Raw genomic sequence first — 23,013 nt, 5'->3', positions numbered from 1 at the left:
TCGTGGTCGAGACTGATCTGCACGACCATCTCTTTGCTCTCGAAACCGAGTTGCAAACATTTACTGCACGAAACTCCGAGGTACGACTGCGCCAGTTGTTAGCTCCAGATTTTCGTGAATTCGGTCGCTCAGGCCGTAGTTATGACTTTCAGACAATCCTTGCCGATCTGACGAGTGAAAGTATAGCCGTCAGGACGGCCATCGAAGATTTCAGCATTTCGTTTGTGAGTGACACTGTTGCCTTGGCAACCTATCTCGGCATCCGCTTCCAAGCGGATGGCAGCAAGCAGCTGACAAATCGAAGCTCCCTCTGGAGATTGGATACGGATGCTGGCTGGCGCATGGTCTTTCATCAAGGCACACCAACGACCTAACCCGTCAGGCCCACCCCGACCGGTGACAGATCAGAGAATTGAGTTGCAAAATTCCGTCTCAGGCGCAGGCAATTCATCCAGCGTGCCCCATGAACGAAGCCATTTTTCGACTGCGGCATGCGAAACGAAATCGCCATGATCAGCACGCTCGACGGCAGCCTCGATATAACGCCGTTCGTTTTCTTGCTCGTCGAGATATGTTGCAAGCGCATCCTCAACCAGAACACTTGCCGGCCGCTGGGTGGCGGCCGACAACTCATCCAGTCTCGTTTTCATCTCTTCAGAAATCTGAAGCGACATGATGTGGGATGTCATCAGCAAACACGCCTCTCGTTTGCGGCATCTCTACCACGAAACGAGAGGCGCGAAAACTACGGCTTTCTCCGGTAAAACACCATGCCGCCATGGTGCAGCACATCAAGGCTGACGAAATCGCCATCGGCGGTAAATCCGGTATCGTCCCAATATTCGATATGGGTGCCCGTCACTTCGTACCGGCCCTGATAGGCGCTTTCGCGGTTGCCGCGCGCCTCGTCGTAACGGTTGTTGGGCAAAAGCTCGTGGCGGATGCGGCCGTCTTCGGTCACCCACATGCCGACGTAAGGATGGGTTTGTGTGTTGGTCATGGCTTCCTCTGCGAATACGGGATGGGCGAACACCGCCGCCAGCGAAACGGCGGTGCGAAGAACAAGCTGGCGACGGGTCATCGTGACCTCCCTCAATACGCAGAGCGGACAGACCGCACGACGATCTCGCTGACATCGACATCGTCCGGCTGTTCGATGGCAAAACGCACGGCACGACCGATGGCATCCGGGGTCAAGGCGATGGCGCGGTAGCTCTTCATGCCTTCGATGGCGACCGGATCGGTGATCGTCGAGGCCAGTTCGCTTTCCACCACGCCGGGATGGATGCAGGTGACGCGCAGCTTGTCGTTTTCCTGGCGCAGGCCATCGGAAATCGCCCGCACCGCATATTTGGTGGCGCAATAGACGGCCGCCGTCGGCGATACGGAAAGCGCACCGACCGAGGCGATGTTGATGATCTGGCCGGAACCGCGCGCCGTCATCTCCGGCAGCACGGCGGCTATGCCGTAAAGCACGCCCTTGATGTTGACATCCACCATGCGATCCCATTCGTCGACCTTCAGCGACGACATCAACGACAGCGGCATGACGCCGGCATTGTTGACGATCACATCAACCCGACCAAATTCCTGTCGGGCCGCCTCGGCGAAGGCGGCGACATCGGCGCGATCGGTGACGTCGAGCTTTCGCGTCATCACCCTGCCGCCGCTTGCGCGAATTTCGCCTGACACCTCTTCCAGCCGATCCGTACGGCGCGCGCCGAGCACAACGGTGGCACCGGCCTTGGCCAGTTCATGGGCGATGCCGACGCCGATACCGCTCGATGCGCCCGTGATGAGAACAACCTTGTCCGTAATTCTGTCCATGACTTTCTCCGATGAAGTTGACCGCCCCATTGCGGTTGTCTTGAAGATAGTTTTGGATCATTGTCGCGATAAGCCACGCATTACTTCACAAACTGGAAAGCAAAACTAACCAATGCTGCCGGATTTCAACGCGCTTGCCGTTTTCGCTCTTGTCGCCGAGGAGAGGAATTTCCGTGCCGCTGCCGACCGCATGGGCGTCACCCGCTCGGCCGTCAGCCAGACGATCCGCAAGCTGGAGGAAACACTCGGCATCGCGCTCGTGTCCCGCACCACAAGGAGCGTGTCGCTAACGGAAGCCGGTGAGCGGCTTTACGCCGAAACGGCACCGGCGCTTGCCGAGATGCGTGGCGCGCTCGACAGCGCCGCCAACCTCCACGGCCGTCCGCGTGGAAAACTCAATCTGGCGGTCTCGTCCATTGCCGAAAGTTTTCTGTCCGGACCGCTGCTCTCCGCCTTTGCCGAACAAAACCCGGATGTGAAACTGCATATCACCGTCACCGACGAGGAATTCGATATCGTTGCGGAAGGGTATGATGCCGGCGTGCGGCTGGGTGAAGTGATCGCGCAGGACATGATCGCCGTACCGGTCTCCGGCGACCAGCGGCAGCTCGCCGTCGCATCGCCGGCCTATCTCAAACGGTTCGGCACGCCCGCGCATCCGCGAGACCTCTCCGGGCATCGCTGCATCGGCTGGCGGGTTTCACCACATATCGCGCCCTATCGCTGGGAATTCGAAGAGAATGGCAAGGAGTTTGCGGTCGCCGTCGCAGACACGATCACCACAACGGACATGACGCTGATGGTGCGGCTGGCCATTGCCGGCGCCGGCATTTCCTTCGGCATGGAAGACAGTTTTCGAGACGCGATGTCACGCGGCGAACTCGTTCCGGTTCTGGAGGATTTCTGCCCGTGGTTTCCGGGCTTTTATCTCTATTACCCGAGCCGGAAAAACATGGCGCCAAAACTGCGGGCACTGGTGGATCACCTGCGCGCATTTCGCCGATAATCAGCCCTCGCGCCGCTCGACCTCATAAACGCAGCATTTTTGGCCATCGATCTCATACCGACCGCCCGCCTTCCACAGGGAATAGGCCGGTTCCAGATCGAGCGTCGGCGACTCGCGCCGCAGTCCAAGCCGGGAGATCAACCCGCCGCGCGGCCTGGGCTTGGGGGCCGGCAGATCCGGCTGCAGCAGAAACAGCATCAACCAATCCTGCAGAACGTACTCCGCGTCGATGCCGTGGCAGGCTTCCTTGAGACAATAATGCCAGCCTGGCCGTTTGGGGCCTGAATAGCGCACCTCGTCGGCAAAGGCGTCCAGCGCATCGCCAGCATTCTCCCATTCCGGATGGTCCGGCTTGCCGGTCACAAATGTCAGGTTTTCGAGCGCTTCGGCATGGCTTGTCTTGTCGCGTGCACGCAGAAAACCGGCCCGCTGGGCGATGTCACGCCGCGCAAGCTCGACGAGGACGTCCAGTGGGCGGGCATTGCGGACAAGCGGATGGGCACGGAAGCCGGCATCTTCTTCGCCCGATACCCCTGTGGATTTTTTGGGCGGTGCGTGATCCGCGAACAGCCGCTTCAGTCGTTCAAGAAACCTGCCGCCATCCGGCAGATCGGCGAACAGGGCGTCAAACTGGTCGGGATGCGCGTCCCTGATCAGCCCGATGAAATGGCTGTGGTCATTTTCCCTCTCGCCCGAAAAGGTCTGTTGCCAGAGCGTTGCGAGGTCGTGCTCTTCCTCCGGGGCCGCCTCAACCAAAGGCTCCGGTTCCGCCACCATTTCAGGTGCCGGTTCTTCAGGCGGTTGCGGCTGCGGCTGGTCGCCATGTTCGGGCAGATCAGCAAAACGATGACGCGGCAGATAAATGTTTGCCACTTTCAGACCCACCGCACCGATGGCAATATCCGATCCTTCGGGCCACCATGGACGGCTGTCACGAGTCATCCTGGCCCCCATGACATTGTCCAGCCCCATCCAGAGATCGGACAGTCGACGCGACCATGCCTGATATTCCGGTGCGTTCACATCGGCATGCGGGCGCGGAAACTCCAGCACCCACGCCTCGATCGGGTCATGCCCCGGTCCGATATCGTCCTCGGATGTATGGCGGGTGCCGAGAACATATCCCTTGCGCCATTCGCCCGGAAAGAACGCCAGCCTGGCATGGTTTTCACCGCCCGGCGCATAGCTGCCATAGGCGATCAGCGCCGAAGAGGCGTTCATTGCGTCATTCACTATCGTTGCCTTGCATCACTTCGGAATAATGTCGTTTTCGCGCGCGACGCGGATCATCGCCTCATGCATGGCGCCGTCATCGACGGGGCCGGTCAGTTCGTAAAGGGCAGTATCGAAATCCTCACCCTTCGTCGCCATGAAATTGCGCCTCTCCTCAAGGTCTCGCGGATAGGGCGTCGGGAACATGGCGATCCCCTTGCGCACCGCTTCGGCCTGTTGCGTCAGTCCCCAATCGGTCAATGCCGCCTCCACGTCCGGCATGACATTGCCGGATGAATTGAAAAACGCCTGATGCACCGAGCCATTGAGCATCTCGTCCTGAAAATATTTCACCACCATGATCTGCGAATAGGGCTTTGGCAGGGCGGAAAGGCGTGACAGCACGGCATCCACATCGCCGTAAGGATCAACACAGGCAAAAATGCCGCCGGCCATGCGGTTGAAACGGGTTTCTTCGGGCATGTTTGCCCGGATCGGCTCGTAAATGGCCGTCAGTTCCGGCGAGGCTTCGATACGCTTGACGGCTTCGTCAAGCAAACGGGGCAGTTTCAGAAAGCGGGCGGAAAGGTCCTTCAAACCACGGTCGATTTTTCCGTCGAACCTGCCATTGCCCTTGTTCCACATGTCGTATCGCTGTTCGACGGTTCCATAGCTGGGTCCAAACAGCGCCTTGCCTTCCCGCAGCAGGGCCGCATGGGCCGTCAGGCCCTCGGCATCCAGTGTTGCCAGCAACTCATCGACAAAAACCCCGTCGAGCAGAACGAAAAAATTCAGAAGCCCGTTTTCATGCGGAGCTGTCGTCCATTGGCTTCCTGCGACCAACATGAGGATCGGGCGCTCGATTTCCGGATAGGTCGCAAGCCCGCGCGCCAGTGCCTCACGCCTTTTGATGGCGCCTTCGGCCCTCATCAGATCCTCATAACTCATCCGGGACCGTTCTGGCTCATCCATAAACTTTATTTGGGGAGTGCCGATCAGGAAAGCATGCTGCGCAATGGCAAACGACATCGGATAACGCTTCAATCCCTCCAGATCGCACGCTTTCCGCTCCTCGTCCGCCAGCGCCACCGCCATGTTGCAGCCGAGGAAAAACACCATCCAGAAGGTAAGCCACAACGCCCAGCGCGGCAGGTCCGCTCCACTTCTGACGGCAGCGATCATCCTGCCGGTTCGCACAATGCCCATGAAACGCCCCTGCCCTTACACGCCGCCATGGCGAAACACCGCCAGATCCGCCCCTGCCGCCTTCGCGCTGGACAGCATGCTCGACACGCTTTCGACCAGATGGCGCACATCGTCGGCATCGAGATCGCCAAACACCTCCGGCTTCTCGTCATAAAGCCTGTCGATGGCCTTCGAAACATTACCGAGCGCTTCGATCTCGCCAAAAGTCACGGTCACTTTTTCGCGGTCGAAATAATACTGGCCGCTGACATCATCCCATTTGTCGATCGGCACCGGAATGCGGACTTCCCGACTGTAGGCCAGCACATCAAGCGCTTCGGCAAGGCTCGGCAGGCCAAGCGCCTTGACCGGCTCGATATAATCCTCGGGGAAACGCATCAGCACTGCACCATCCGGCTCGGGCCGCGTGCCATAGGCGGCAAACAGCATCTCGGTGGCAAGCGCCACATGCCAGTGGTATTTTTCGATGCGCTTGCTGGCAAGGATGCGGTCCAGACCGTCGGCGACCCGCGCGCGCCCTTCGTCACCGCCGAAATCGGCAATGATCGGCGCCGCCTTTTCCAGCACATGCGCCTTGATGCCCGCATCCTGCGATCCGAAAGCCGAAAAGATCGAGGCCGTGCCGGCCACGACATAAGCCGTCAGCGTAAATTCCGTCATTGCACCATCTCGTTTGAAAACCCCATTCGCCCTGTTTCTAGGGCGCGCGAGAAGTCTTCCAAGGGCCAGGGTGTTTTTACGCCGGTTGCAACCAGCACCAGAAACGGGGACATTGACAAGCGCGCGACACACCGCCAGCCTGCACATCATGACACCCGCCCATGCGCCACCGACCTATACGCCCTATGACGGTTCATCACCGCTTTTCGCCATCGGTCTGTCGCCGCTCGATCCGGAGCGCTGGATCGAGCCGGATGACAATCTCGGTTTCGAATTGGCGGAAAAACGCCGCCTCGTGGCAGAGCATGGCGACAAGGTTTTGCGTGCCGAACCGGGCACGGAAAATGCCCAGCGTGAGGTGCTGGAACGGCTCGCGGCCTATCTGACCACGCACCATCCAGACATCTATCGCCGCGAGGGCAACCGCATTCATATGGCCGACCAGTCGGTCGACCTGACCGACGGAACCATGCTGCCCATCCACCGCGCCGGCCTTCTGGTGCAGGACGATCTGGTGATCATGCGCAAAGGCGAAAACGGCTGGCGCATCGCCGCCGCCTTTCTGGCCTTCCCATCATCCTGGGAATTGTCGGAAAAATTCGGCAAGGTGATGAACGAGGTGCATGCGCCGGTACCCGGTTTTCAGGCCGGCAGTCGCAATGCCGAACTGATCGCCCGCATGTTCGATCGCCTGCAGCCCGGCAATCCGGTGCGGCGGATGAACTGGTCGATCAACTGGCGCCACGCGCTTTATCACCCCGTCTCTATGCCCACGGATCAGGTGCTTGGTACCCCGGCAGAAAAGTCCGTCATCCGCGTCGAGCGCCAGACGCTGACCAAGCTGCCAGCCTCGGGCGATATCCTTTTCACCATCCGCATCTATCTCGATCCGATCGCCGCCATCCTCGCCCAGCCGGATGCGCAAAACCTCGGCCCCGGCATGGCGGATCAACTGGAAAGGCTGTCGATCGACGAGGCCGAATACAAGGGGATCAGCCGCAAACGGGCGGAACTGGTGTCCCTTTTGCGGCAATCGCAGACCCGCGAAACCGAGCCGCAAAAAACGCTTGCAGAATAGTGCCTTGAACCGGTCATGAGGATGGAACAAACGCTTTATTGTGACGATGAAATATGATCTAGCGCACCGCATTAAAACACGCGTCACAATATCCGTCACATTGGCCTATTAAGCGTGAAAAGCTTGGACTGCGGCGAAACAACAGCAGTCGATCGTTAGGGAGCATGACATGTCTGACCAGAACTACCCGGTTTATGCCGAAATCACCGGCCCGATCGTGATGATCGGCTTTGGTTCGATCGGTCGCGGCACGCTGCCGCTGATCGAACGCCATTTCAAATTCGACAAGAGCCGGATGGTGGTCATCGACCCGCGCGAAGAGCCGGCCGACATGGAAATTCTCGCCAAGCACGGCGTGCGCCACATCAAGGAACACGTCACCAAGGAAAACTACAAGGAGTTGCTCAAGCCGCTGCTGACCGAAGGCGAAGGCCAGGGTTTCTGCGTCAACCTGTCGGTCGATACCGGCTCGCTCGACCTGATGAAGCTGTGCCGCAAGCTCGACGTGCTTTACATCGACACGGTCGTCGAACCGTGGCTCGGCTTCTATTTCGATACCAGCATGAAAAATTCCGAGCGCACCAACTATGCGCTGCGCGAAACCGTGCGCAAGGAAAAGGCCAAGAACCCGGGCGGCACCACCGCCGTTTCCACCTGCGGCGCAAACCCGGGCATGGTCTCGTGGTTCGTCAAGCAGGCGCTGGTCAACCTTGCCAATGACACCGGCCTGAAATTCGACGAGCCGGATCAGAACGACCGCGAAGGCTGGGCCAAGCTGATGAAGAAGCTCGGCGTCAAGGGCGTGCATATCGCCGAACGCGACACCCAGCGCACCAAGCACCCGAAGCCGCTGAATGTGTTCTGGAACACATGGTCGGCAGAAGGTTTTATCTCGGAAGGTCTGCAGCCCTCCGAACTCGGCTGGGGCACCCACGAAAACTGGATGCCGAAAAACGCCAAGAAGCACAAGAAGGGCTGCAAGGCCGCGATCTATCTGGATCAGCCGGGCGCCAACACCCGCGTGCGCACCTGGTGCCCGACGCCGGGCCCGCAATACGGTTTCCTCGTCACCCATAACGAGTCGATCTCGATCGCCGACTATTACACTGTCGAGAAGGACGGCGAAGTCGTCTACCGCCCGACCTGCCATTACGCCTACCACCCGGCCAATGACGCGGTGCTTTCGCTGCACGAAATGTTCGGCAATGGCGGCAAGCAGCAGCCGGTCCTGCACGTCCTCAACGAAGACGAGCTTGAGGATGGCGTCGATGAACTCGGCGTGCTGCTCTACGGTCACGAAAAGAACGCCTACTGGTACGGTTCGCGCCTGTCGCTGGAAGAAACCCGCCGCATCGCCCCTTACCAGAACGCCACCGGCCTGCAGGTCACGTCTGCCGTTCTCGCCGGCATGGTCTGGGCGCTGGAAAATCCGAAGGCCGGCATCGTCGAAGCCGACGAGGTCGATTACAAGCGTTGCCTGGAAGTGCAGACGCCTTACCTCGGCCCGGTCGAAGGTCATTACACCGACTGGACCCCGCTCGAAGGTCGTCCGGGCCTGTTCCCGGAAGATATCGATGAAAAGGACGCCTGGCAGTTCAAGAACATTCTGGTTCGCTAAACAGCCCGGAACTGGAAATAGTCAAACGCCCGCCATCGTGCGGGCGTTTTTCATGTTGAAGAATTGGTAAACGGCTCTTTCAAAGCCAACCGCTTGCGTTACATAGGGTTTGACAGCATGGTTCCGACAGCGAGCCGATTTGCGGAGATTTAAGAGTATGAAGCTGAAACTGAGCCTGGCGCTGGTTGCCCTTGCCACCCTGAGCGCCTGCGTATCCTCTCCCCCGCCGCGCCAGATGGCATCCGCCCCGGCCCAGCCGCAGGGCGTCGAAGGCACATGGTCGGACCCGAACGGCATCATTTCCACCTTCCAGGGCGGCACGTTCAACACCCGCTCCACCGATAACAACGCGCTTTTGGCATCAGGCAACTACGTCACCCTGTCGCCGACGCTGGTCGAGATCAACATGACCTCGCTGGTGCGCAAGACGCAGTCCAAGGTCAATTGCGCTCTCGTCAACATGAACCAGCTCAACTGCACCGCCGACAGCGGCTCGCAGTTCTCGCTGTCGCGCCGCAGCTAAGTGGTCCGGTCACAACCATTTTGAGATTTTGCAAGGGCCTCGCGACAGCGGGGCCCTTTGCTTTTGCGTGCACCGTGGACATCCCGCAGCACTGTCACATTTCTCCTTGAACCGCCCCGCTGTTGATGAAAGCATGCGGCCCGGAAAGCCTGTCATATTTGATAACTAGAACGAGGCGGAACGGCTTCGACAGGGGCCTTTTATAAATGGAGAGAGATATGTTGAAGAGATTGAAGACCGGGCTTTTGACCGCATCGGTTCTGGCCCTTTCCACGGGCGCAGCGCTTGCCGATTTCGAACTCAACATCCTGCACATCAACGATTTTCACTCGCGCGTCGAAGAGATCAACAAGTATGACTCGACCTGCTCGGACAAGGAAAAGGCCGCGCAGGAATGCTTCGGCGGCGCTGCCCGCCTGAAGACCGCGTTCGAACAGCGCCGCTCCGCCCTTTCGGGCAAGAACGTGCTGTCGCTCAATGCCGGTGACAATTTTCAGGGATCGCTGTTCTATTCGACGCTGAAGGGCAAGGCCGAGCTGGAGGTCATGAACGCCATCGGCTTCGATGCCATGACGGTCGGCAACCATGAATTCGACGATGGTGAAACCGCCATCCTGCCCTTCCTCGAAGGCGCAAAATTCCCGGTCCTCGGCGCCAACGTCAAGGTCACGCCGGCCTCCACGCTCGGCGATCGCGTCAAACCGTCGACCGTCGTTGAAGTCGGCGGCCAGAAGATCGGCATTATCGGCGTCGTCACCACCGATACCAACGAAATCGCCAATCCCGGCCCGAACGTGAAGATCGACGACGACGTCGCCGCCATTGAGGCCGAGGTCACCAAGCTGAAGGCCGAGGGCGTCAACAAGATCATCGCGCTCACCCATGTCGGTTACAAGCGCGACCTCGACGTTCTGGCCAAGATCGCCGATATCGACGTCATCGTCGGCGGCCATTCGCACACGCTTCTGTCCAACACCGATACCAAGGCTGAAGGCCCCTACCCGACCTTCGTCGACAATGCCGGCGGCTACAAGGTGCCGGTCGTGACCGCCGCCTCCTACAGCAAATATCTCGGCGAAGTGACCATCACCTTCGATGACAACGGCGTTGTCAAATCAGCCAAGGGCGACCCGATCCTCGTCGACAAGGCGTTCGAACCGGACCAGACGGTCGCCGCCATGGTCACTGAGCTTGCCAAGCCGATCGACGAGCTGCGCAAGAAGGTCATCGGCCAGTCCTCCGACAAGATCGAAGGCGACCGCACGGTTTGCCGTGCCAAGGAATGCTCGATGGGCAACCTCGTCGCCGACGCCATGCTCGATGCCGCCAAGGGTCAGGGCATGACCATGGCGATCATCAACGGCGGCGGCCTGCGTGCCTCGATTGCATCAGGCGACGTCACCCAGGGCGATGTCATCAGCGTCCTGCCGTTCCAGAACACGCTTGCCACCTTCCAGCTTTCGGGCGCGGATGTGGTGAAGGCACTCGAAAACGGCGTCAGCCAGATCGATGACGGCGCCGGTCGCTTCCCGCAGGTCGCAGGCCTGAAATTCTCCTTCGACAAGTCCAAGCCTGCCGGCTCCCGCGTCAGCGACGTTCAGGCCAAGGAAGGCGACAACTTTGTCGCCATCGATCCGGCCAAGACCTACGGCGTCGTCTCCAACAATTTCATGCGCGCAGGCGGTGATGGTTACGCCTCGTTCAAGACCGGCGCCCAGAATGCCTATGATTACGGTCCGGACCTTGCCGACGTGACGGCTGCGTATGTCGGCGCCAACGCACCGTACAAGCCTTACACGGATGGCCGCATCACCGACCTGACGCCTGCCGACTACAAGCCTGCCCCGAAGGCCGATGCCGCACCGGCAGCGCCCGCCGCTGCTCCGGCTCCGGCCACCACCGCACAGGCTCCGGCAGCAACCCCGGCCCCGACTGCTCCGGCACCGGCAGCACCCGCTGCAACGACCACGGCTCCGGCCGCTGTCGAGGCTCCGGGCCAGACCGCCCAGCCGGCCAACGGCCCGAGCAAGTACACGGTCGTCAAGGGCGACTCGCTCTGGACGATCGCCGAAAGCGCCTATGGCGATGGCACCCGCTGGAGCGAAATCTCCAAGGCCAACAGCCTGCGCCACCCGAACCTGATCCAGGTCGGCAAGGAACTGGAACTGCCGGCCAAGTAAGCCGGCCCGCCAGGTCGAAGGCGACACAACGTCGCCAAGACGATTTGTCCTACGCTAAACGACGGTCCGGGGCTTTCCCGGACCGTTCTTTGTTTCTACATAAGGCGCATCGGCCGACATCTTCGAAGATAACGGTCTCATCACGCCCAGCCGGAAAGCCCGCATGACCTCGTCAACAGCCGTTCTGCCCGCCAACCACCCGCAAGTATCCCTCGGCAAGGTGGGCGTCCTGCTCATCAATCTCGGTACGCCCGACGGCACGGATTACTGGTCGATGCGGCGGTATCTCGCGGAATTCCTGTCCGACAGCCGCGTCATCGAATGGTCGAAACTCTACTGGTACCCGATCCTCTACGGCATCGTCTTGAACAAGCGTCCGCAAAAGGTCGGCAAGGCCTACGAGGAGATCTGGAACAAGGATCTGAACGAAAGCTACCTGCGCACCTACACCCGCAACCAGGGTGAGCTGATGGCGGAGCGCCTGAAGGATGTACCGAATGTCGTGGTCGACTGGGCCATGCGCTACGGCAATCCTTCGATCGCCTCCAAGATCGATGCGCTGAAGGCGCAGGGCTGCGACCGTATCGTGCTGTTTCCGCTCTATCCGCAATATGCGGCGGCAACGACGGCAACCGTCAACGACAAGGCCTTCGAGCACCTGATGAAGATGCGCTGGCAGCCGGCCGTGCGCACCGTGCCGACCTATCACGACGACCCGGCATATATCGAGGCGCTCGCCAATTCGGTGCGCAACACGCTGGCGACCCTCGACTGGGAACCGCAGTTGCTGATCACCTCGTTCCACGGCATCCCGCAGTCCTATTTCAAGGCCGGCGATCCCTATTACTGTTTCTGTCAGAAGACGGCGCGGCTGCTGCGCGAAAAGCTCGGTTATCGTGAGGATCAGCTGCGCATCACCTTCCAGTCGCGTTTCGGGCCGGAAGAATGGCTGCAGCCCTATACCGACAAGACGATGGAGGGGCTGGCTGCCGAAGGCATCAAGCGCGTCGCCATCATGAACCCCGGTTTCGTGTCGGATTGTCTCGAGACGCTGGAGGAAATTGCCGGTGAAGCGGGAGAAATCTTCATGCATCACGGTGGCGAGAAGTTCGTGCATATCCCGTGTCTGAACGACAGCGACGACGGCATGAATGTGCTGGAGGCCGTGGTGCGCCGCGAGCTGCAGGGCTGGGTGTAGAGCGGGTCGGATTGGCGGCGAGAAAGCCCCTCACCCCGCCTCCGCTTCGCTCGGCGCCCCCTCTCCCCGCACGCGGGGCGAGGGGGAACGGCAACGGCGCGGCTAGGACCCTTCTCCCCGTATACGGGGAGAAGGTGGCGGCAGCCGGATGAGGGGCAGCACCAACGGCCAAGGCGATGCGAGCAGCTTGGTCCAACAGCCACAGGAGGCACACCATGAAGAAGGCAATCGTCACCGGCGGCGCCGGGCTGATCGGAACCGGCATCTGCGAGGCACTCGCTCTTCGCGGTTTCGAGGTCGCCTCCTTCGATCTCACCGACACGCCGCATCCGGTCGAAGGCGTGCGGCATATCCAGTGCGACGTATCCGATGAAGCCTCCGTCGAAATCGCCGTTGCCGAACTCGGCTGGGACCGCATGGACCTTCTCGTCAACAATGCCGGCGCCACCGGCGGCGCGCTCGGCACGCCGCTTCTCGACCTGTCGCTGACGGAATGGCGCCGCGTCATCGACAGCCACCTCACCGGCGCCTTCCTGATGACCCGCACCATCGCCCCGCTGATGCGCGAGGGCGGCGCCATCGTCAACATGGCCTCCACCCGTGCTTTCATGTCCGAACCCAATTCCGAAGCCTATGCCGCTTCCAAGGGTGGCTTGGTGGCGCTCACCCATGCGCTCGCCGTCAGCCTCGGCCCAAAGATCCGCGTCAATGCGATCGCGCCGGGCTGGATCAGCAGTGAAACCGATCTCAGCCATGAAGACGAGGCGCAGCACCCGGCCGGACGCGTCGGCCGTGCAAAAGATATCGCCGATGCCGTTCTTTATCTTGAAAGCGCCGGCTTCGTGACCGGCCAGACGATCACGGTCGATGGCGGCATGACGAAGAAGATGATCTACGCCGAATAGGCCTGCGCCTTCGACGGCAGCGTGATGCCATGGTCGGAGAAATAACGTTCCAGCGCCTCCGGTCGCGCCGCATGTGCGGCACTTGCCACATAGCTGTCCGGCCGCATCAGGTAGCAGGCATCACGGCCGATCCCCGCCTCCTCGAATTCCGTCTGCCACGGAAACACATGGCATGGCAGGCCGCTTTCACGGCACCATTCTTCAACCTCAGGGCCGGCATATCCATAAACATGCACCTGCCAGCAGAGGTCGCGAAAACCGTCATGGTTGGAGCGGCCATCGCCCAGATCGAACCATGGCAGCCGGTCACCGCCATGCACATCGCCCGCCTCGCCACGGCTCAGATATTCGCCGCGATAGTGGATCATCAGCTGCGACACGGTGCGGAACATGAAATCCCGAACCGGCTCGATCTGCGTCGCCATGGGCACGACCAGCGGCACCAGTTTCGTGCGCACGAAACGCGCCATCCAGCCATCAGCCGTCGCCATGGAAAAAGCCTGATCGGTGGTGCGCACCAGTTTGCGGGCAAAGGCGATCCGCTCCGCCTCGAATGTGTTGAGCAAGCGGTTGGCTGCCGCCATGTCGTGCACGCCGCCGGCAAGAACCGCCTTCAGCTTCCAGGCGAGATTGATGGCATCGCCGATGCCGGTATTCATGCCCTGCCCGCCAGCCGGGCTGTGGATATGCGCGGCATCTCCGAGAATGAAGGCGCGGCTCTTGCGAAACCGCTCGGCCACACGGTGATGCACACGATATGTCGAGAACCAGTTGACCGCCGTCACCTGAATTCCGAGATGGGCGATCGCCCGGTCGTTCAGATCCTCGAAACGCAACGTGCCGGCATGCGTCTCGTCCTCCTCCACCGTGCCGATAAGGCGGGCACGGCGCCCCTCATCCATTGGAAAAACAGCCAGGAAATCGGCGCTGTCGAGTGCGATATTGAGTTCGCCATTCATCGCCGGCCCGGATGCCTCGACATCGGCGACGTAAAAGGTCTGCTCGTAAGTGCCACCCGGAAAACCGGCGCCGATGCTCTTGCGCACCGCTGAGCCCGCGCCATCGCAACCGGCAAGGAAAGCAGCCTCATAGATGGTGTCCTTCCCGTCCGGCAGCACCAGCCGCGCCGAAATGCCCTCGGCGGTTTCGTGGCAGTCGATGAAGCCGGTATTCCAGTCGACGAAAACACCCAGTGCTTCCAGCCGCGCCAGAAGCAGCTTTTCATGCGCATCCTGCGGATAAATATGCAGGAAGGGATAGGGCGTCAGCCCTCCACCGATCTCGCCGAACTCCGCACGCGCCTTCCTGTCCCCCTCCACCCAAAGGTTGACCCCGGCGACATGGTGGCCTTCGGACACCACGGCCTCGGCTAGACCGATCTGGTCGTAGAATTCCAGCGTGCGCGCATGCACGGCAAGCGCCCGCGAGGCCGTGCCCGGCCCCGGCGCTTTCGAGATGATGCGCACGGCCACACCCATCTTCGTCAGCCATAAGGCAAGCACCAGCCCGGTCGGGCCCGCTCCCACGATCAGCACATTTTTGCGCATGCGCTCCTCCTCCAGTTCTCCCGCCGATAAATCTAGCGCAACGGTGAGAAAGGCAAAGAAGGAAGGTCAAACGCCGCGTTTGTTGCCCCAGAGCAGAACGTGAAGCTGCGGCAGAACGGTTGCGGCGAACCAGCGATCATCCATCACTTTGTCCACCAGCCACAACATCCGGTCCATGATGCCATCGAGATCGATACGGGCATCATCGTCATCCGGCGGTGGCGGCGTGTGGTTGCCGGGCTGCAGATAGACCGGCAGATCGGGAAAACGCGCCGCCGCATCCTTCGCGAAGGTATAGTCCACATCATCGAAGACCACGAATTTCAGGCCGATGCGCGGGCCGCCAGAGGAACATCCCGTGGCAGCCCTGAGACAGTCGGTCAAAATATCCCAATCCGTCTCCATGCCGCTCGATGGCGGTTTTGGCGACAGCACGAGGAAATCGAGGTCGGCAAACCAGTCGCGCGCGACACTGCCCTGCGTTTCGATGGCAAAACGATAACCGTCCTGCTTGCCGCGCCGGATCAGCGATCCCAGCGGCTGGATGGCCGGATTGCCGCCTGAGAGCGAAACGGTCAGCGGCACGCCGCCCGACAAATGCCGCACCTGCCCCCAGATCGTTTCCACCTCCATAGCCAGCCAGTTATGGCGGTAGTCGCTGTCGACCGCATGCAGCGTATCGCACCACGAACAGCGGTAATCGCAGCCGCCGGTGCGCACGAACACGGTCGGCTGACCGATCAGCATGCCCTCGCCCTGAATGGTCGGCCCAAAAATCTCGCTGATGCGGATCTTTTCTGAAACGGCACTCATGGCCGATACTCGGCCCATGTTTTTGGCGTCTCGCTGACGCGCACGGCAGAGGTTTCCGGCAGGCGGGCCTTGCACCAGTCGTAAAAATGCTTCGCCAGAAATTCCGACGTCACCTTTTCATGGCTTAGCACATCATTGAGATGCCGGTGGTCGAAATTGTCGTCGATATACTGCTTGAGCGGCTTCAGCTCGTGATAGTCGCGGACAAAACCGTCATCATCGAGTTCGGCAGCGGCAAGCTCCACCACGACGATATAGTTGTGCCCGTGCAGACGCGCGCATTGATGATCGGCCGGCAGATGCGTCAGCTGGTGCGAGGCGGAAAAGTGAAATTCCTTGGTGATCCGGTACATCAGCGCACCTCCTCGGCCGAAAATCCGGCCGTCGCCGCTTTCCAGAAATCCGGATCGGCATAATCCGTCGGGTCTTTCACGCCGGCCAGATGAAACGCCTCGCGCCGCTCGACACAAGTGCCGCAACGGCCGCAATGTTTTTCCCCGCCCTTGTAGCAGGACCACGTCTCGGCGAACGGCGTCGAATGCTTGGCGCCATCACTGACGATATCGGCCTTGGAGCCGCTCACATAGGGTGCCAGCAATTTGACCGAAGCATAACCATCCAGCGCATGGCGCTGCATGGTGTCAAAACTGTCGATGAAATCCGGGCGGCAATCGGGATAGATGAAATGATCGCCGCCATGCACGGCGATCGCCACCGCATCAGCCTTACGCGCCGCCGCCACGCCAAAGGCAACCGTCAGCATGATCGCATTGCGGTTGGGCACCACGGTGATGCGCATGGTTTCTTCGGCATAATGGCCGTCCGGCACATCGAGATCGTCGGTCAGAGCCGAGCCGGTCAGCTGGCTGCCGATCGCCCGCATGTCGATGATCTGGTGAAATACGCCCAGCCGCATTGCGGCTGCGGCGGCATATTCGATCTCCTTCTTGTGGCGCTGGCCGTAATCGAAGGAGATGAGACCCATGAGATCGCCTTGAGCGGCGATGCGATGGGCAAGCGAAACGGAATCGAGTCCGCCGGAGCAGACGACGAGTGTCTTCATGATCGGTGTCCTTGTTTTGACCGGGTAGGCTGCGACCGGCATTTCTGGGCGGCTGTTTATCCCGTTGGGCCACGCTTGCAAATGGCCTTTGACAACATTGTGATAATCACATTATTTTCGTCCAATGATTGTGTTTTGCGCAAACACATGTTGAAATTCACAACCAAAAGAGGATATTGCAAAGAACGCACGCAGGAGATGATTCTTTGCCAGGCCGTACACCCCAGAAGATAGATCGCGATCGTGGCAGGCGGCTGAGACAGGCGCTTGGCGCCCGCGGGCCACAGAAAATGATGGCACTGGCTGCCGATCTCGGCATTTCGCCGGCGGCGGTATCCAAATGGATGCAGGGCCACGCCATGTCGATCGAAAACGCCGCACGGCTATCGGATATTCTGGGCATCTCGCTGGACTGGCTGCTGGCCGGCGAGCCGAAGACCACCGATGTGACAGGCGCAAAACTGAGCGGACTGGAACGGGAACTGATCGAGCACCTGCGCGATCGCCCCGCCCATGTTCTGCCGCTTCTGACACGCCTGATCCGGGAAATTCCTGCAAATCCGCAGCGAAGTTGATGAAATCACACCGGAATCTACCCTCCCTGCCCTTATTGCTTGTTTATGCCAAGCCGCTTGCATAGGATCGCCGCCGATCAAATGCGAGTTGAAGGGGGCTTCACATGCTGGACCTGAGTGGGTTCGATATTTTCGTCATCGGCATCGTCATTCTGGCGATCCTGTTGCTGTTCGCGCTGGTGAAAACCGTGCCGCAGGGCTATTGCTACACCGTCGAACGTTTCGGCAAATACACGCGCACGCTGCAGCCGGGCCTCAACATCCTGACACCCTTCATCGAGCGCATCGGCGCGCGCATGAATGTCATGGAACAGGTCCTGCATATCCCGACGCAGGAAGTCATCACCAAGGACAATGCCAGCGTTTCCGCTGACGCCGTTGCCTTTTATCAGGTGCTCAACCCGGCGCAGGCCGCCTATCAGGTCACCAACCTGGAAATTGCCGTCCAGAACCTCACCATGACCAATATCCGTTCTGTGATGGGTTCGATGGATCTCGATGAGCTTCTCTCCAACCGCGACGTCATCAACGACCGCCTGTTGCGCGTCGTCGATGAAGCGGTACAGCCGTGGGGCATCAAGGTCACCCGTATCGAGATCAAGGATATCCAGCCGCCGGCCGACCTGGTCGCATCCATGGGCCGCCAGATGAAGGCGGAGCGTGAAAAGCGCGCCCAGATCCTCGAGGCCGAAGGTGCCCGTAACGCGCAGATCCTGCGCGCCGAAGGCGCCAAGCAGGCAGCCGTCCTGCAGGCCGAAGGTGAACGTGAAGCCGCCTTCCGCGATGCCGAAGCCCGCGAACGTCTGGCCGAAGCCGAAGCCCGCGCAACGCAGGTCGTGTCGGAAGCGATTGCCGTCGGCGACGTGCAGGCCATCAACTACTTCGTTGCCCAGAAATACACCGAGGCACTGGTGGAAATCGGCAAGGCCAACAATTCCAAGATCGTGCTGATGCCGCTCGAAGCCTCCTCGCTGATCGGTTCGCTGAGTGGCATCGGCGCCATTGCCAAGGAAGTGTTTGGCGGTGACGGCAACGGCCCGACCTCCACGCCTTCGGCACCACGCCAGCCGACCATCCGCCGCCCGCCCACCGTGCCGCCGTTCGGCTCCACCGAAAGCTAAGGCCATGGTGATCGAACTCTGGAACAGTTTTGGGCCATGGAGCTGGTGGATCGTCGGGCTCGTCCTGCTCGCGCTCGAACTGGTCGTGCCCGGCTTTTTCCTGATCTGGATCGGCGCGGCAGCCGTCGTGCTCGGCGCGCTGTCGCTGGCCCTCTGGAACAGCAGCTTCTGGGGGTGGCATGTGCAGCTTCTGCTGTTCGCCGCCCTTTCAGTCGTCTTCGCGCTGGCCGGCCGCCGCATCTATAACGGCAGCGGCACCAAGACGGACGAGCCCTGGCTCAACCGCCGCGGCGAGAGCCTTGTCGGCCGCACGGCAACGCTTGCCGAACCGATCACGGAAGGCCGCGGCCGTATCAAGCTCGACGACACAACGTGGACGGTGATGGGGCCGGACCTGCCAGCCGGCACACGCGTCAAGGTTATCGCATCAAGTGGACGCGACCTCACGGTCGAACAGGCCTGAAACGAAAAAAGCCGGTCGGCGTCAGGCGACGCCGATCCTCAAGAGATCGTGGAAATGCACAAGCCCCAGCGGCCGGTTGTCATCATCGACCACGAGCAGTGCGCCGATCTTATATTGGTTGAGCTGGGCCAGCGCCGCCGTCGCCAGTACCGATGGTTTTATCGTTTTCGGCTGGCGCGTCATGATGTCATCGACACACAGTTGGCTAAGATTGCGCGACAGATTGCGGGCCATGTCGCCTTCGGTGACGATGCCAGCCAGACGTCCCTCCTCATCCAGCACGCCGACACAGCCAAAATGCTTGTGCGACAGGACGGTGATCGCCTCCACCATCGGCGTGCCTTTTTTGACCAGCGGCACGCGATCGCCGGTATGCATGATGTCGCGCACGTGCATGAGGCTCGCGCCCAGCTTGCCGCCGGGATGGAACACGCGAAAATCGGTCGGCGTAAATCCGCGCGCTTCCAGAAGCGCCACGGTCAGCGCATCGCCAAACGCCATCTGCAAAAGCGTCGAGGTGGTGGGCGCCAAACCATGCGGACAGGCTTCCTGAGCATCCGGCAGAAGCAGCACGATATCGGCGGCGCGACCGAGCGAGGATTGCGCATTGCAGGTGAGCGCGATCAGCGGAATGGAAAAACGGCGCGTATAGGCGACGATGCTCTTCAGTTCGGCACTTTCTCCGCCTTTGGAGATGGCCAGAACCACGTCGTTCTGCGCAATCATACCGAGATCGCCATGGGCCGCTTCCGCGGCATGCACGAAGGATGTCGGCGTGCCGGTCGATGACAGGCTTGCCGCCATCTTGACGCCGATATGGCCGCTTTTACCCACGCCGGTGATGATGACACGGCCGGTCGTTGCCAAAATGGTATCGACCGCCTTGCGGAACGGCTCGGCCAGACCATTGTTCAAGGCCGCTTCCAGAGCATCCAGCCCCTGCTTTTCAAAGGCGACGGTCCGCAAGGCGGATGCGATGACATCGGCCAAGGGCACGGTTGCAGCGGTGGTTTCAGCGGCGTTCTGGGTCATGGCGTGCATGTAACGCCGTTGCGATTTTTTGTCCATCGCAACACAGGATCGCAACATGGGCGGATCGCCGCACAAGAAGCCTCAATGGCCAAGAAACGGATCATTAACCATAGTGATTTAGGATTGGATAATATCTATCCCTTGCAGGCGATGCGATGAACGGCACAGGACAAAAGGCTCGATCGGGAGCGCCCCGCAAGCGGGCGGCTTTTTCGCGCGCATCCGTGATACCCGCCCCTGCACCATCCGTCAGTCTCGCCCGCCCGACATGGCAGAACCGTCCGGCCTTGAGCCGCGGCCCGATGCTTGTGCTTCTTGCCTCCACCGTCCTAGTGCCCAGCATAGCTCTGGCCCAGACGACCTATCCCGGCGCGGCGACCAATCGCGCGAGCTCCTATTCCACAACGACCAATGGCGGCACGGGATACGGCACGCCCGCCACTTCAGGAAGCTTACCGACAGGCGCTCTCGGCTCGAGCAACGGTATCAGCCCTGTCGCCGGCAATCCGATCCCGACCGGCTCCCCTGATCCCTATGGTGATCCCAACGCACAGGATGCCGGCGCGGACGATCCGAACCAGGCGCAAAATCAGATATTGAATGGCAGGCAGGCGAACGGCCGGGGCACCGATCAGGACGGCCTTGTCGATGAGACCAGCCAGGCGGCGGAACTGGATCTGAACCAGCCGGTCGAGGGCCCGCTCAACCCGCCCGAACTCAATCGTGACGGCATCGACAATCCGCTACCGCGCACCGATGACGGATTGGGCGTGCGGCTTGGCACATTCACGCTGCGGCCAAGCGTCAACCAGAGCATCAACCACGAGACGGAACGTACCGGCGCCGGCAAGGCCAGCCGCAACTACCTTTCCACCGCCATCCGCGGCACGCTGTCCTCCGACTGGTCCCGCCATGCGCTGACGGTGACAGGGGAAGGCACGTTCGAAAAGACGCTGTCCGGCCGCACCAGCAACAGCGCCGATTTCGAACCGGAAGGCCGGATTGATGCCGACCTGCGGCTGGACCTGTCCAACGAGACGATCGCCAACATTACCGGCAATTACGCGCTGGAGCGTGAAAGCAACAGCGACCCGAACGCGGTTGCCGGTGCCAGCACGCAATCGACCGTACAGCGGTTCGGTGGCGGCGTTGCAGTTCAGCGCGATTTTGGCGTGATGCGCGGTACGGCTGCCCTCTCGGTGGCGCGCTCCGTTTATGGCGATGTCGATCTGAGTGATGGAACCACCGTCAGCCGTGGTGATCGCGATCGCACCGGTGTCGATGGCCGCCTGCGCATCGGTTACGAGCTGTCGCCGGCGATCATCCCTTTCCTGGAGGTCGCCGCCGGTCGCGCCGTGTATGACGAACGTTTCGATTCATCCGGCTACCAGCGCTCTTCGAACAATTATGCCGTCCGCAGCGGTGTCGAATTCGATTTTTCCGAAAAGCTTCGCGGCGAACTGGGCGTCGGTTACGTCGTCGCCAAATATGACGACAGCCGCCTCGATGACCTCGGCGCCGTCGCCTTCGACGGCAATGCCACATGGTCTCCGCGTCGTGGCACCGATATCGATTTCGGCCTGCGCACGACGCTGCAGGATGCGACGGCGGCCGGCGCCAACGGCTGGGCCGAATACCGATTTTCCACCGCCGTGCAGCACCAGATGCGCAACGACCTGATCGCCCGCCTGACCGGCGCCACCACGCTGCGCGATTTTCCGTCCGGCAGCGACGAGAGCACCTACGAGCTGGGTGCCGGTATCACCTATCGGCTCAACCGCTATCTCGATCTGACCGGCGACGTGACTTACGAACACGAGGAAAACGCCGGAGGGTCACCGACCAAGACGGTGCAGATCGGCGCGGGCCTGACGTTGCGACGTTAAGACAAGCAAAAAAGGCCCCGGAGCATCACTCCGAGGCCTCTCTCATTCAATTCCCCAAAACTCAGCCGAGCTTGGAAACCAGTGCCTTCAAGCCGTTTTCCACGCTCGGGCGGATGTCCGCACGCTTCAGGGCAAAAGCCACGTTGGCAAGGATAAAACCATCCTTGGCGCCGCAGTCATAGGTTTCGCCGGTGAACTTGTAGGCTGCGAATTCCTGGGATTTCGCCAGTGTCAGCATGCCGTCGGTCAGCTGGATTTCGTTGCCGGCGCCGCGTTCCTGGGTTTCCAGAATGTCGAACACTTCCGGCTGCAGGATATAACGGCCGTTGATGAAGAAGTTCGAAGGTGCCGTACCCTTGGCCGGCTTTTCGACCATCTGGGTGATCTTGAAGCCCTCGCCGACAGCGTCACCGACGCCGACGATGCCATACTTGTGGGCCTGTTCCGGATCGCATTCCTCGACGGCCAGAATGTTGCCGCCGGTCTTTTCGTAAAGCTCGACCATGCCCTTGAGGCAGCCCTTTTCGGCCGACATGATCATGTCGGGCAGAAGCACGGCAAACGGCTCGTCGCCGACGATATCACGGGCGCACCATACGGCGTGGCCGAGGCCGAGCGGCGACTGCTGGCGGGTAAAGCTCGCCATACCGGCCTGCGGCAGCATGTCGGAAAGAATGGTCAGTTCGGCATTCTTGTTGCGCTCCTTGAGGAGTGCTTCCAGTTCAAATTGAATATCAAAATAATCTTCAATAACGCCTTTGCCGCGACCGGTGACGAACACGAGATGTTCGATACCGGCTTCGATAGCCTCGTCCACCACATACTGGATGACAGGCTTATCGACGACGGTCAGCATTTCCTTCGGCACGGCCTTGGTCGCGGGCAGAAAGCGCGTACCCATGCCTGCTACCGGAAATACTGCCTTGCGAATCTTTTGGTGTCCCACTCATGCCTCCTAAAAGCACAATCTATCTGTCTGTCGGTCGCCCGTGAAAAGGTCTCTAGGGATATATTTCAACCTTTTCGGGGCAATGACAGAGCGATGTTCTCATGGTAAAGAATTTATTTATTCTGATGTTCTACACTGACCGTAACCCGGC

The 23,013-nt window shown here is 60.5% G+C and carries 24 protein-coding genes; 12 read left to right on the top strand and 12 right to left on the bottom strand.

Annotated elements, in window-relative coordinates; genetic code table 11:
* Nucleotides 1-2: 2 nt before the first annotated feature.
* Entirely contained in the window at nucleotides 3-374 is a 372-nt protein-coding gene (locus ACRQ1B_RS02015) for a nuclear transport factor 2 family protein (protein ID WP_432292001.1), read from the top strand.
* Nucleotides 375-404: 30 nt separating this feature from the next.
* On the opposite strand, the gene ACRQ1B_RS02010 is transcribed toward ACRQ1B_RS02015, so the two are convergent.
* The 3 genes from ACRQ1B_RS02010 to ACRQ1B_RS02000 all read right to left on the bottom strand — a co-directional run bounded on the left by ACRQ1B_RS02010 (nucleotide 405) and on the right by ACRQ1B_RS02000 (nucleotide 1,827).
* A complete protein-coding gene (locus tag ACRQ1B_RS02010; RefSeq protein WP_432292000.1) occupies nucleotides 405-689 on the bottom strand; it encodes a CopG family ribbon-helix-helix protein in 285 nt (94 codons plus the stop codon).
* 56 nt (nucleotides 690-745) lie between these two features.
* Nucleotides 746-1,000, bottom strand: coding sequence for an Atu4866 domain-containing protein (locus ACRQ1B_RS02005; RefSeq protein WP_432293791.1), 255 nt, complete (start codon nucleotides 998-1,000; stop codon nucleotides 746-748).
* Nucleotides 1,001-1,092: 92 nt separating this feature from the next.
* A complete protein-coding gene (locus tag ACRQ1B_RS02000) occupies nucleotides 1,093-1,827 on the bottom strand; it encodes an SDR family oxidoreductase (protein ID WP_432291999.1) in 735 nt (244 codons plus the stop codon).
* Between the two features lie 112 nt (nucleotides 1,828-1,939).
* On the opposite strand from ACRQ1B_RS02000, the gene ACRQ1B_RS01995 reads away from it, so the two are divergent.
* On the top strand, nucleotides 1,940-2,833 hold the full coding sequence (locus ACRQ1B_RS01995; protein WP_432291998.1) for a LysR family transcriptional regulator: 894 nt from the start codon (nucleotides 1,940-1,942) through the stop codon (nucleotides 2,831-2,833).
* Here the strand turns inward: ACRQ1B_RS01995 and ACRQ1B_RS01990 are convergent, their stop codons facing one another.
* The 3 genes from ACRQ1B_RS01990 to ACRQ1B_RS01980 are packed head-to-tail and all read right to left on the bottom strand — an operon-like array spanning nucleotide 2,834 to nucleotide 5,911.
* Nucleotides 2,834-4,054, bottom strand: coding sequence for a hypothetical protein (locus tag ACRQ1B_RS01990; protein ID WP_432291997.1), 1,221 nt, complete (start codon nucleotides 4,052-4,054; stop codon nucleotides 2,834-2,836). It abuts the gene before it with no gap.
* A 27-nt stretch (nucleotides 4,055-4,081) separates the two neighbouring features.
* Complete coding sequence (locus tag ACRQ1B_RS01985; protein WP_432291996.1) at nucleotides 4,082-5,251, bottom strand: DMP19 family protein; 1,170 nt, start codon at nucleotides 5,249-5,251, stop codon at nucleotides 4,082-4,084.
* A 15-nt stretch (nucleotides 5,252-5,266) separates the two neighbouring features.
* Nucleotides 5,267-5,911: a hypothetical protein gene (locus tag ACRQ1B_RS01980; protein ID WP_432291995.1), complete on the bottom strand. Its 645-nt coding sequence runs from the start codon at nucleotides 5,909-5,911 to the stop codon at nucleotides 5,267-5,269.
* A gap of 112 nt (nucleotides 5,912-6,023) precedes the next feature.
* On the opposite strand from ACRQ1B_RS01980, the gene ACRQ1B_RS01975 reads away from it, so the two are divergent.
* The 6 genes from ACRQ1B_RS01975 to ACRQ1B_RS01950 all read left to right on the top strand — a co-directional run bounded on the left by ACRQ1B_RS01975 (nucleotide 6,024) and on the right by ACRQ1B_RS01950 (nucleotide 13,413).
* A complete protein-coding gene (locus tag ACRQ1B_RS01975) occupies nucleotides 6,024-6,989 on the top strand; it encodes a heme-dependent oxidative N-demethylase family protein (RefSeq protein WP_432291994.1) in 966 nt (321 codons plus the stop codon).
* 169 nt (nucleotides 6,990-7,158) lie between these two features.
* A complete protein-coding gene (locus tag ACRQ1B_RS01970; RefSeq protein ID WP_432291993.1) occupies nucleotides 7,159-8,607 on the top strand; it encodes a homospermidine synthase in 1,449 nt (482 codons plus the stop codon).
* A 157-nt stretch (nucleotides 8,608-8,764) separates the two neighbouring features.
* On the top strand, nucleotides 8,765-9,130 hold the full coding sequence (gene omp10 / locus ACRQ1B_RS01965) for an outer membrane lipoprotein Omp10 (protein ID WP_432291992.1): 366 nt from the start codon (nucleotides 8,765-8,767) through the stop codon (nucleotides 9,128-9,130).
* A 218-nt stretch (nucleotides 9,131-9,348) separates the two neighbouring features.
* Nucleotides 9,349-11,310 carry a 5'-nucleotidase C-terminal domain-containing protein gene (locus ACRQ1B_RS01960; protein WP_432291991.1) on the top strand — a complete coding sequence of 654 codons (1,962 nt, stop codon included), beginning with the start codon at nucleotides 9,349-9,351 and terminating at the stop codon, nucleotides 11,308-11,310.
* 163 nt (nucleotides 11,311-11,473) lie between these two features.
* Entirely contained in the window at nucleotides 11,474-12,508 is a 1,035-nt protein-coding gene (gene hemH, locus ACRQ1B_RS01955; RefSeq protein WP_432291990.1) for a ferrochelatase, read from the top strand.
* A gap of 215 nt (nucleotides 12,509-12,723) precedes the next feature.
* Nucleotides 12,724-13,413 (top strand): SDR family oxidoreductase, encoded by a 690-nt coding sequence (locus ACRQ1B_RS01950; RefSeq protein ID WP_432291989.1) that lies wholly within the window; start codon nucleotides 12,724-12,726, stop codon nucleotides 13,411-13,413.
* Here ACRQ1B_RS01950 and ACRQ1B_RS01945 read toward each other — a convergent pair.
* From ACRQ1B_RS01945 to queC, 4 genes are all read right to left on the bottom strand, one after another.
* A complete protein-coding gene (locus ACRQ1B_RS01945; protein WP_432291988.1) occupies nucleotides 13,401-14,960 on the bottom strand; it encodes an FAD-dependent monooxygenase in 1,560 nt (519 codons plus the stop codon). The genes ACRQ1B_RS01950 and ACRQ1B_RS01945 overlap by 13 nt on opposite strands.
* Nucleotides 14,961-15,026: 66 nt before the next feature.
* Nucleotides 15,027-15,773: a 7-carboxy-7-deazaguanine synthase QueE gene (queE, locus tag ACRQ1B_RS01940; RefSeq protein ID WP_432291987.1), complete on the bottom strand. Its 747-nt coding sequence runs from the start codon at nucleotides 15,771-15,773 to the stop codon at nucleotides 15,027-15,029.
* Nucleotides 15,770-16,126, bottom strand: coding sequence for a 6-carboxytetrahydropterin synthase QueD (queD, locus tag ACRQ1B_RS01935; protein WP_432291986.1), 357 nt, complete (start codon nucleotides 16,124-16,126; stop codon nucleotides 15,770-15,772). The genes queE and queD overlap by 4 nt, the downstream gene beginning before the upstream one ends.
* Complete coding sequence (gene queC / locus ACRQ1B_RS01930) at nucleotides 16,126-16,836, bottom strand: 7-cyano-7-deazaguanine synthase QueC (protein WP_432291985.1); 711 nt, start codon at nucleotides 16,834-16,836, stop codon at nucleotides 16,126-16,128. The genes queD and queC overlap by 1 nt, the downstream gene beginning before the upstream one ends.
* A gap of 206 nt (nucleotides 16,837-17,042) precedes the next feature.
* Here queC and ACRQ1B_RS01925 point away from each other — a divergent pair, with 206 nt between their 5' ends.
* The 3 genes from ACRQ1B_RS01925 (at nucleotide 17,043) to ACRQ1B_RS01915 (ending at nucleotide 18,995) form a co-directional block, all read left to right on the top strand.
* A complete protein-coding gene (locus tag ACRQ1B_RS01925) occupies nucleotides 17,043-17,411 on the top strand; it encodes a helix-turn-helix domain-containing protein (protein WP_432291984.1) in 369 nt (122 codons plus the stop codon).
* A gap of 107 nt (nucleotides 17,412-17,518) precedes the next feature.
* Complete coding sequence (locus ACRQ1B_RS01920; protein WP_432293790.1) at nucleotides 17,519-18,532, top strand: SPFH domain-containing protein; 1,014 nt, start codon at nucleotides 17,519-17,521, stop codon at nucleotides 18,530-18,532.
* A 4-nt stretch (nucleotides 18,533-18,536) separates the two neighbouring features.
* A complete protein-coding gene (locus ACRQ1B_RS01915) occupies nucleotides 18,537-18,995 on the top strand; it encodes an NfeD family protein (protein ID WP_432291983.1) in 459 nt (152 codons plus the stop codon).
* A 21-nt stretch (nucleotides 18,996-19,016) separates the two neighbouring features.
* Here ACRQ1B_RS01915 and ACRQ1B_RS01910 read toward each other — a convergent pair whose 3' ends face one another.
* Nucleotides 19,017-20,027: a KpsF/GutQ family sugar-phosphate isomerase gene (locus tag ACRQ1B_RS01910; RefSeq protein ID WP_432291982.1), complete on the bottom strand. Its 1,011-nt coding sequence runs from the start codon at nucleotides 20,025-20,027 to the stop codon at nucleotides 19,017-19,019.
* 155 nt (nucleotides 20,028-20,182) lie between these two features.
* Between ACRQ1B_RS01910 and ACRQ1B_RS01905 the strand changes: the two genes are divergently transcribed.
* The gene (locus ACRQ1B_RS01905; protein WP_432291981.1) at nucleotides 20,183-21,913 is read left to right on the top strand and encodes an outer membrane beta-barrel protein; all 1,731 of its coding nucleotides are present in this window, start codon (nucleotides 20,183-20,185) and stop codon (nucleotides 21,911-21,913) included.
* Between the two features lie 61 nt (nucleotides 21,914-21,974).
* Here the strand turns inward: ACRQ1B_RS01905 and galU are convergent, their stop codons facing one another.
* Entirely contained in the window at nucleotides 21,975-22,859 is an 885-nt protein-coding gene (gene galU / locus ACRQ1B_RS01900) for a UTP--glucose-1-phosphate uridylyltransferase GalU (protein WP_432291980.1), read from the bottom strand.
* Nucleotides 22,860-23,013 lie beyond the last annotated feature (154 nt).

Source organism: Endobacterium panacihumi (assembly GCF_050847465.1).
In the GTDB taxonomy this organism is placed as follows: domain Bacteria; phylum Pseudomonadota; class Alphaproteobacteria; order Rhizobiales; family Rhizobiaceae; genus Neorhizobium; species Neorhizobium panacihumi.
The sequence above is the reverse complement of the archived record's forward strand: the minus strand, read 5'-3'. Positions and strand labels throughout refer to the sequence as shown.

What these genes read in the sequence shown, in the direction of transcription:
- queE (WP_432291987.1), bottom strand. Translation starts at nt 15,773, where the DNA reads ATGAGTGCCGTTTCAGAAAAGATCCGCATCAGCGAGATTTTTGGGCCG.
- ACRQ1B_RS01905 (WP_432291981.1), top strand. Translation starts at nt 20,183, where the DNA reads ATGAACGGCACAGGACAAAAGGCTCGATCGGGAGCGCCCCGCAAGCGG.
- ACRQ1B_RS01970 (WP_432291993.1), top strand. Translation starts at nt 7,159, where the DNA reads ATGTCTGACCAGAACTACCCGGTTTATGCCGAAATCACCGGCCCGATC.
- queC (WP_432291985.1), bottom strand. Translation starts at nt 16,836, where the DNA reads ATGAAGACACTCGTCGTCTGCTCCGGCGGACTCGATTCCGTTTCGCTT.
- ACRQ1B_RS01960 (WP_432291991.1), top strand. Translation starts at nt 9,349, where the DNA reads ATGTTGAAGAGATTGAAGACCGGGCTTTTGACCGCATCGGTTCTGGCC.
- ACRQ1B_RS01995 (WP_432291998.1), top strand. Translation starts at nt 1,940, where the DNA reads ATGCTGCCGGATTTCAACGCGCTTGCCGTTTTCGCTCTTGTCGCCGAG.
- ACRQ1B_RS02005 (WP_432293791.1), bottom strand. Translation starts at nt 1,000, where the DNA reads ATGACCAACACACAAACCCATCCTTACGTCGGCATGTGGGTGACCGAA.
- ACRQ1B_RS01980 (WP_432291995.1), bottom strand. Translation starts at nt 5,911, where the DNA reads ATGACGGAATTTACGCTGACGGCTTATGTCGTGGCCGGCACGGCCTCG.
- ACRQ1B_RS01985 (WP_432291996.1), bottom strand. Translation starts at nt 5,251, where the DNA reads ATGGGCATTGTGCGAACCGGCAGGATGATCGCTGCCGTCAGAAGTGGA.
- omp10 (WP_432291992.1), top strand. Translation starts at nt 8,765, where the DNA reads ATGAAGCTGAAACTGAGCCTGGCGCTGGTTGCCCTTGCCACCCTGAGC.
- ACRQ1B_RS01990 (WP_432291997.1), bottom strand. Translation starts at nt 4,054, where the DNA reads ATGAACGCCTCTTCGGCGCTGATCGCCTATGGCAGCTATGCGCCGGGC.
- queD (WP_432291986.1), bottom strand. Translation starts at nt 16,126, where the DNA reads ATGTACCGGATCACCAAGGAATTTCACTTTTCCGCCTCGCACCAGCTG.
- ACRQ1B_RS02010 (WP_432292000.1), bottom strand. Translation starts at nt 689, where the DNA reads ATGACATCCCACATCATGTCGCTTCAGATTTCTGAAGAGATGAAAACG.
- ACRQ1B_RS01915 (WP_432291983.1), top strand. Translation starts at nt 18,537, where the DNA reads ATGGTGATCGAACTCTGGAACAGTTTTGGGCCATGGAGCTGGTGGATC.
- ACRQ1B_RS01945 (WP_432291988.1), bottom strand. Translation starts at nt 14,960, where the DNA reads ATGCGCAAAAATGTGCTGATCGTGGGAGCGGGCCCGACCGGGCTGGTG.
- ACRQ1B_RS02000 (WP_432291999.1), bottom strand. Translation starts at nt 1,827, where the DNA reads ATGGACAGAATTACGGACAAGGTTGTTCTCATCACGGGCGCATCGAGC.
- hemH (WP_432291990.1), top strand. Translation starts at nt 11,474, where the DNA reads ATGACCTCGTCAACAGCCGTTCTGCCCGCCAACCACCCGCAAGTATCC.
- ACRQ1B_RS01950 (WP_432291989.1), top strand. Translation starts at nt 12,724, where the DNA reads ATGAAGAAGGCAATCGTCACCGGCGGCGCCGGGCTGATCGGAACCGGC.
- ACRQ1B_RS01910 (WP_432291982.1), bottom strand. Translation starts at nt 20,027, where the DNA reads ATGACCCAGAACGCCGCTGAAACCACCGCTGCAACCGTGCCCTTGGCC.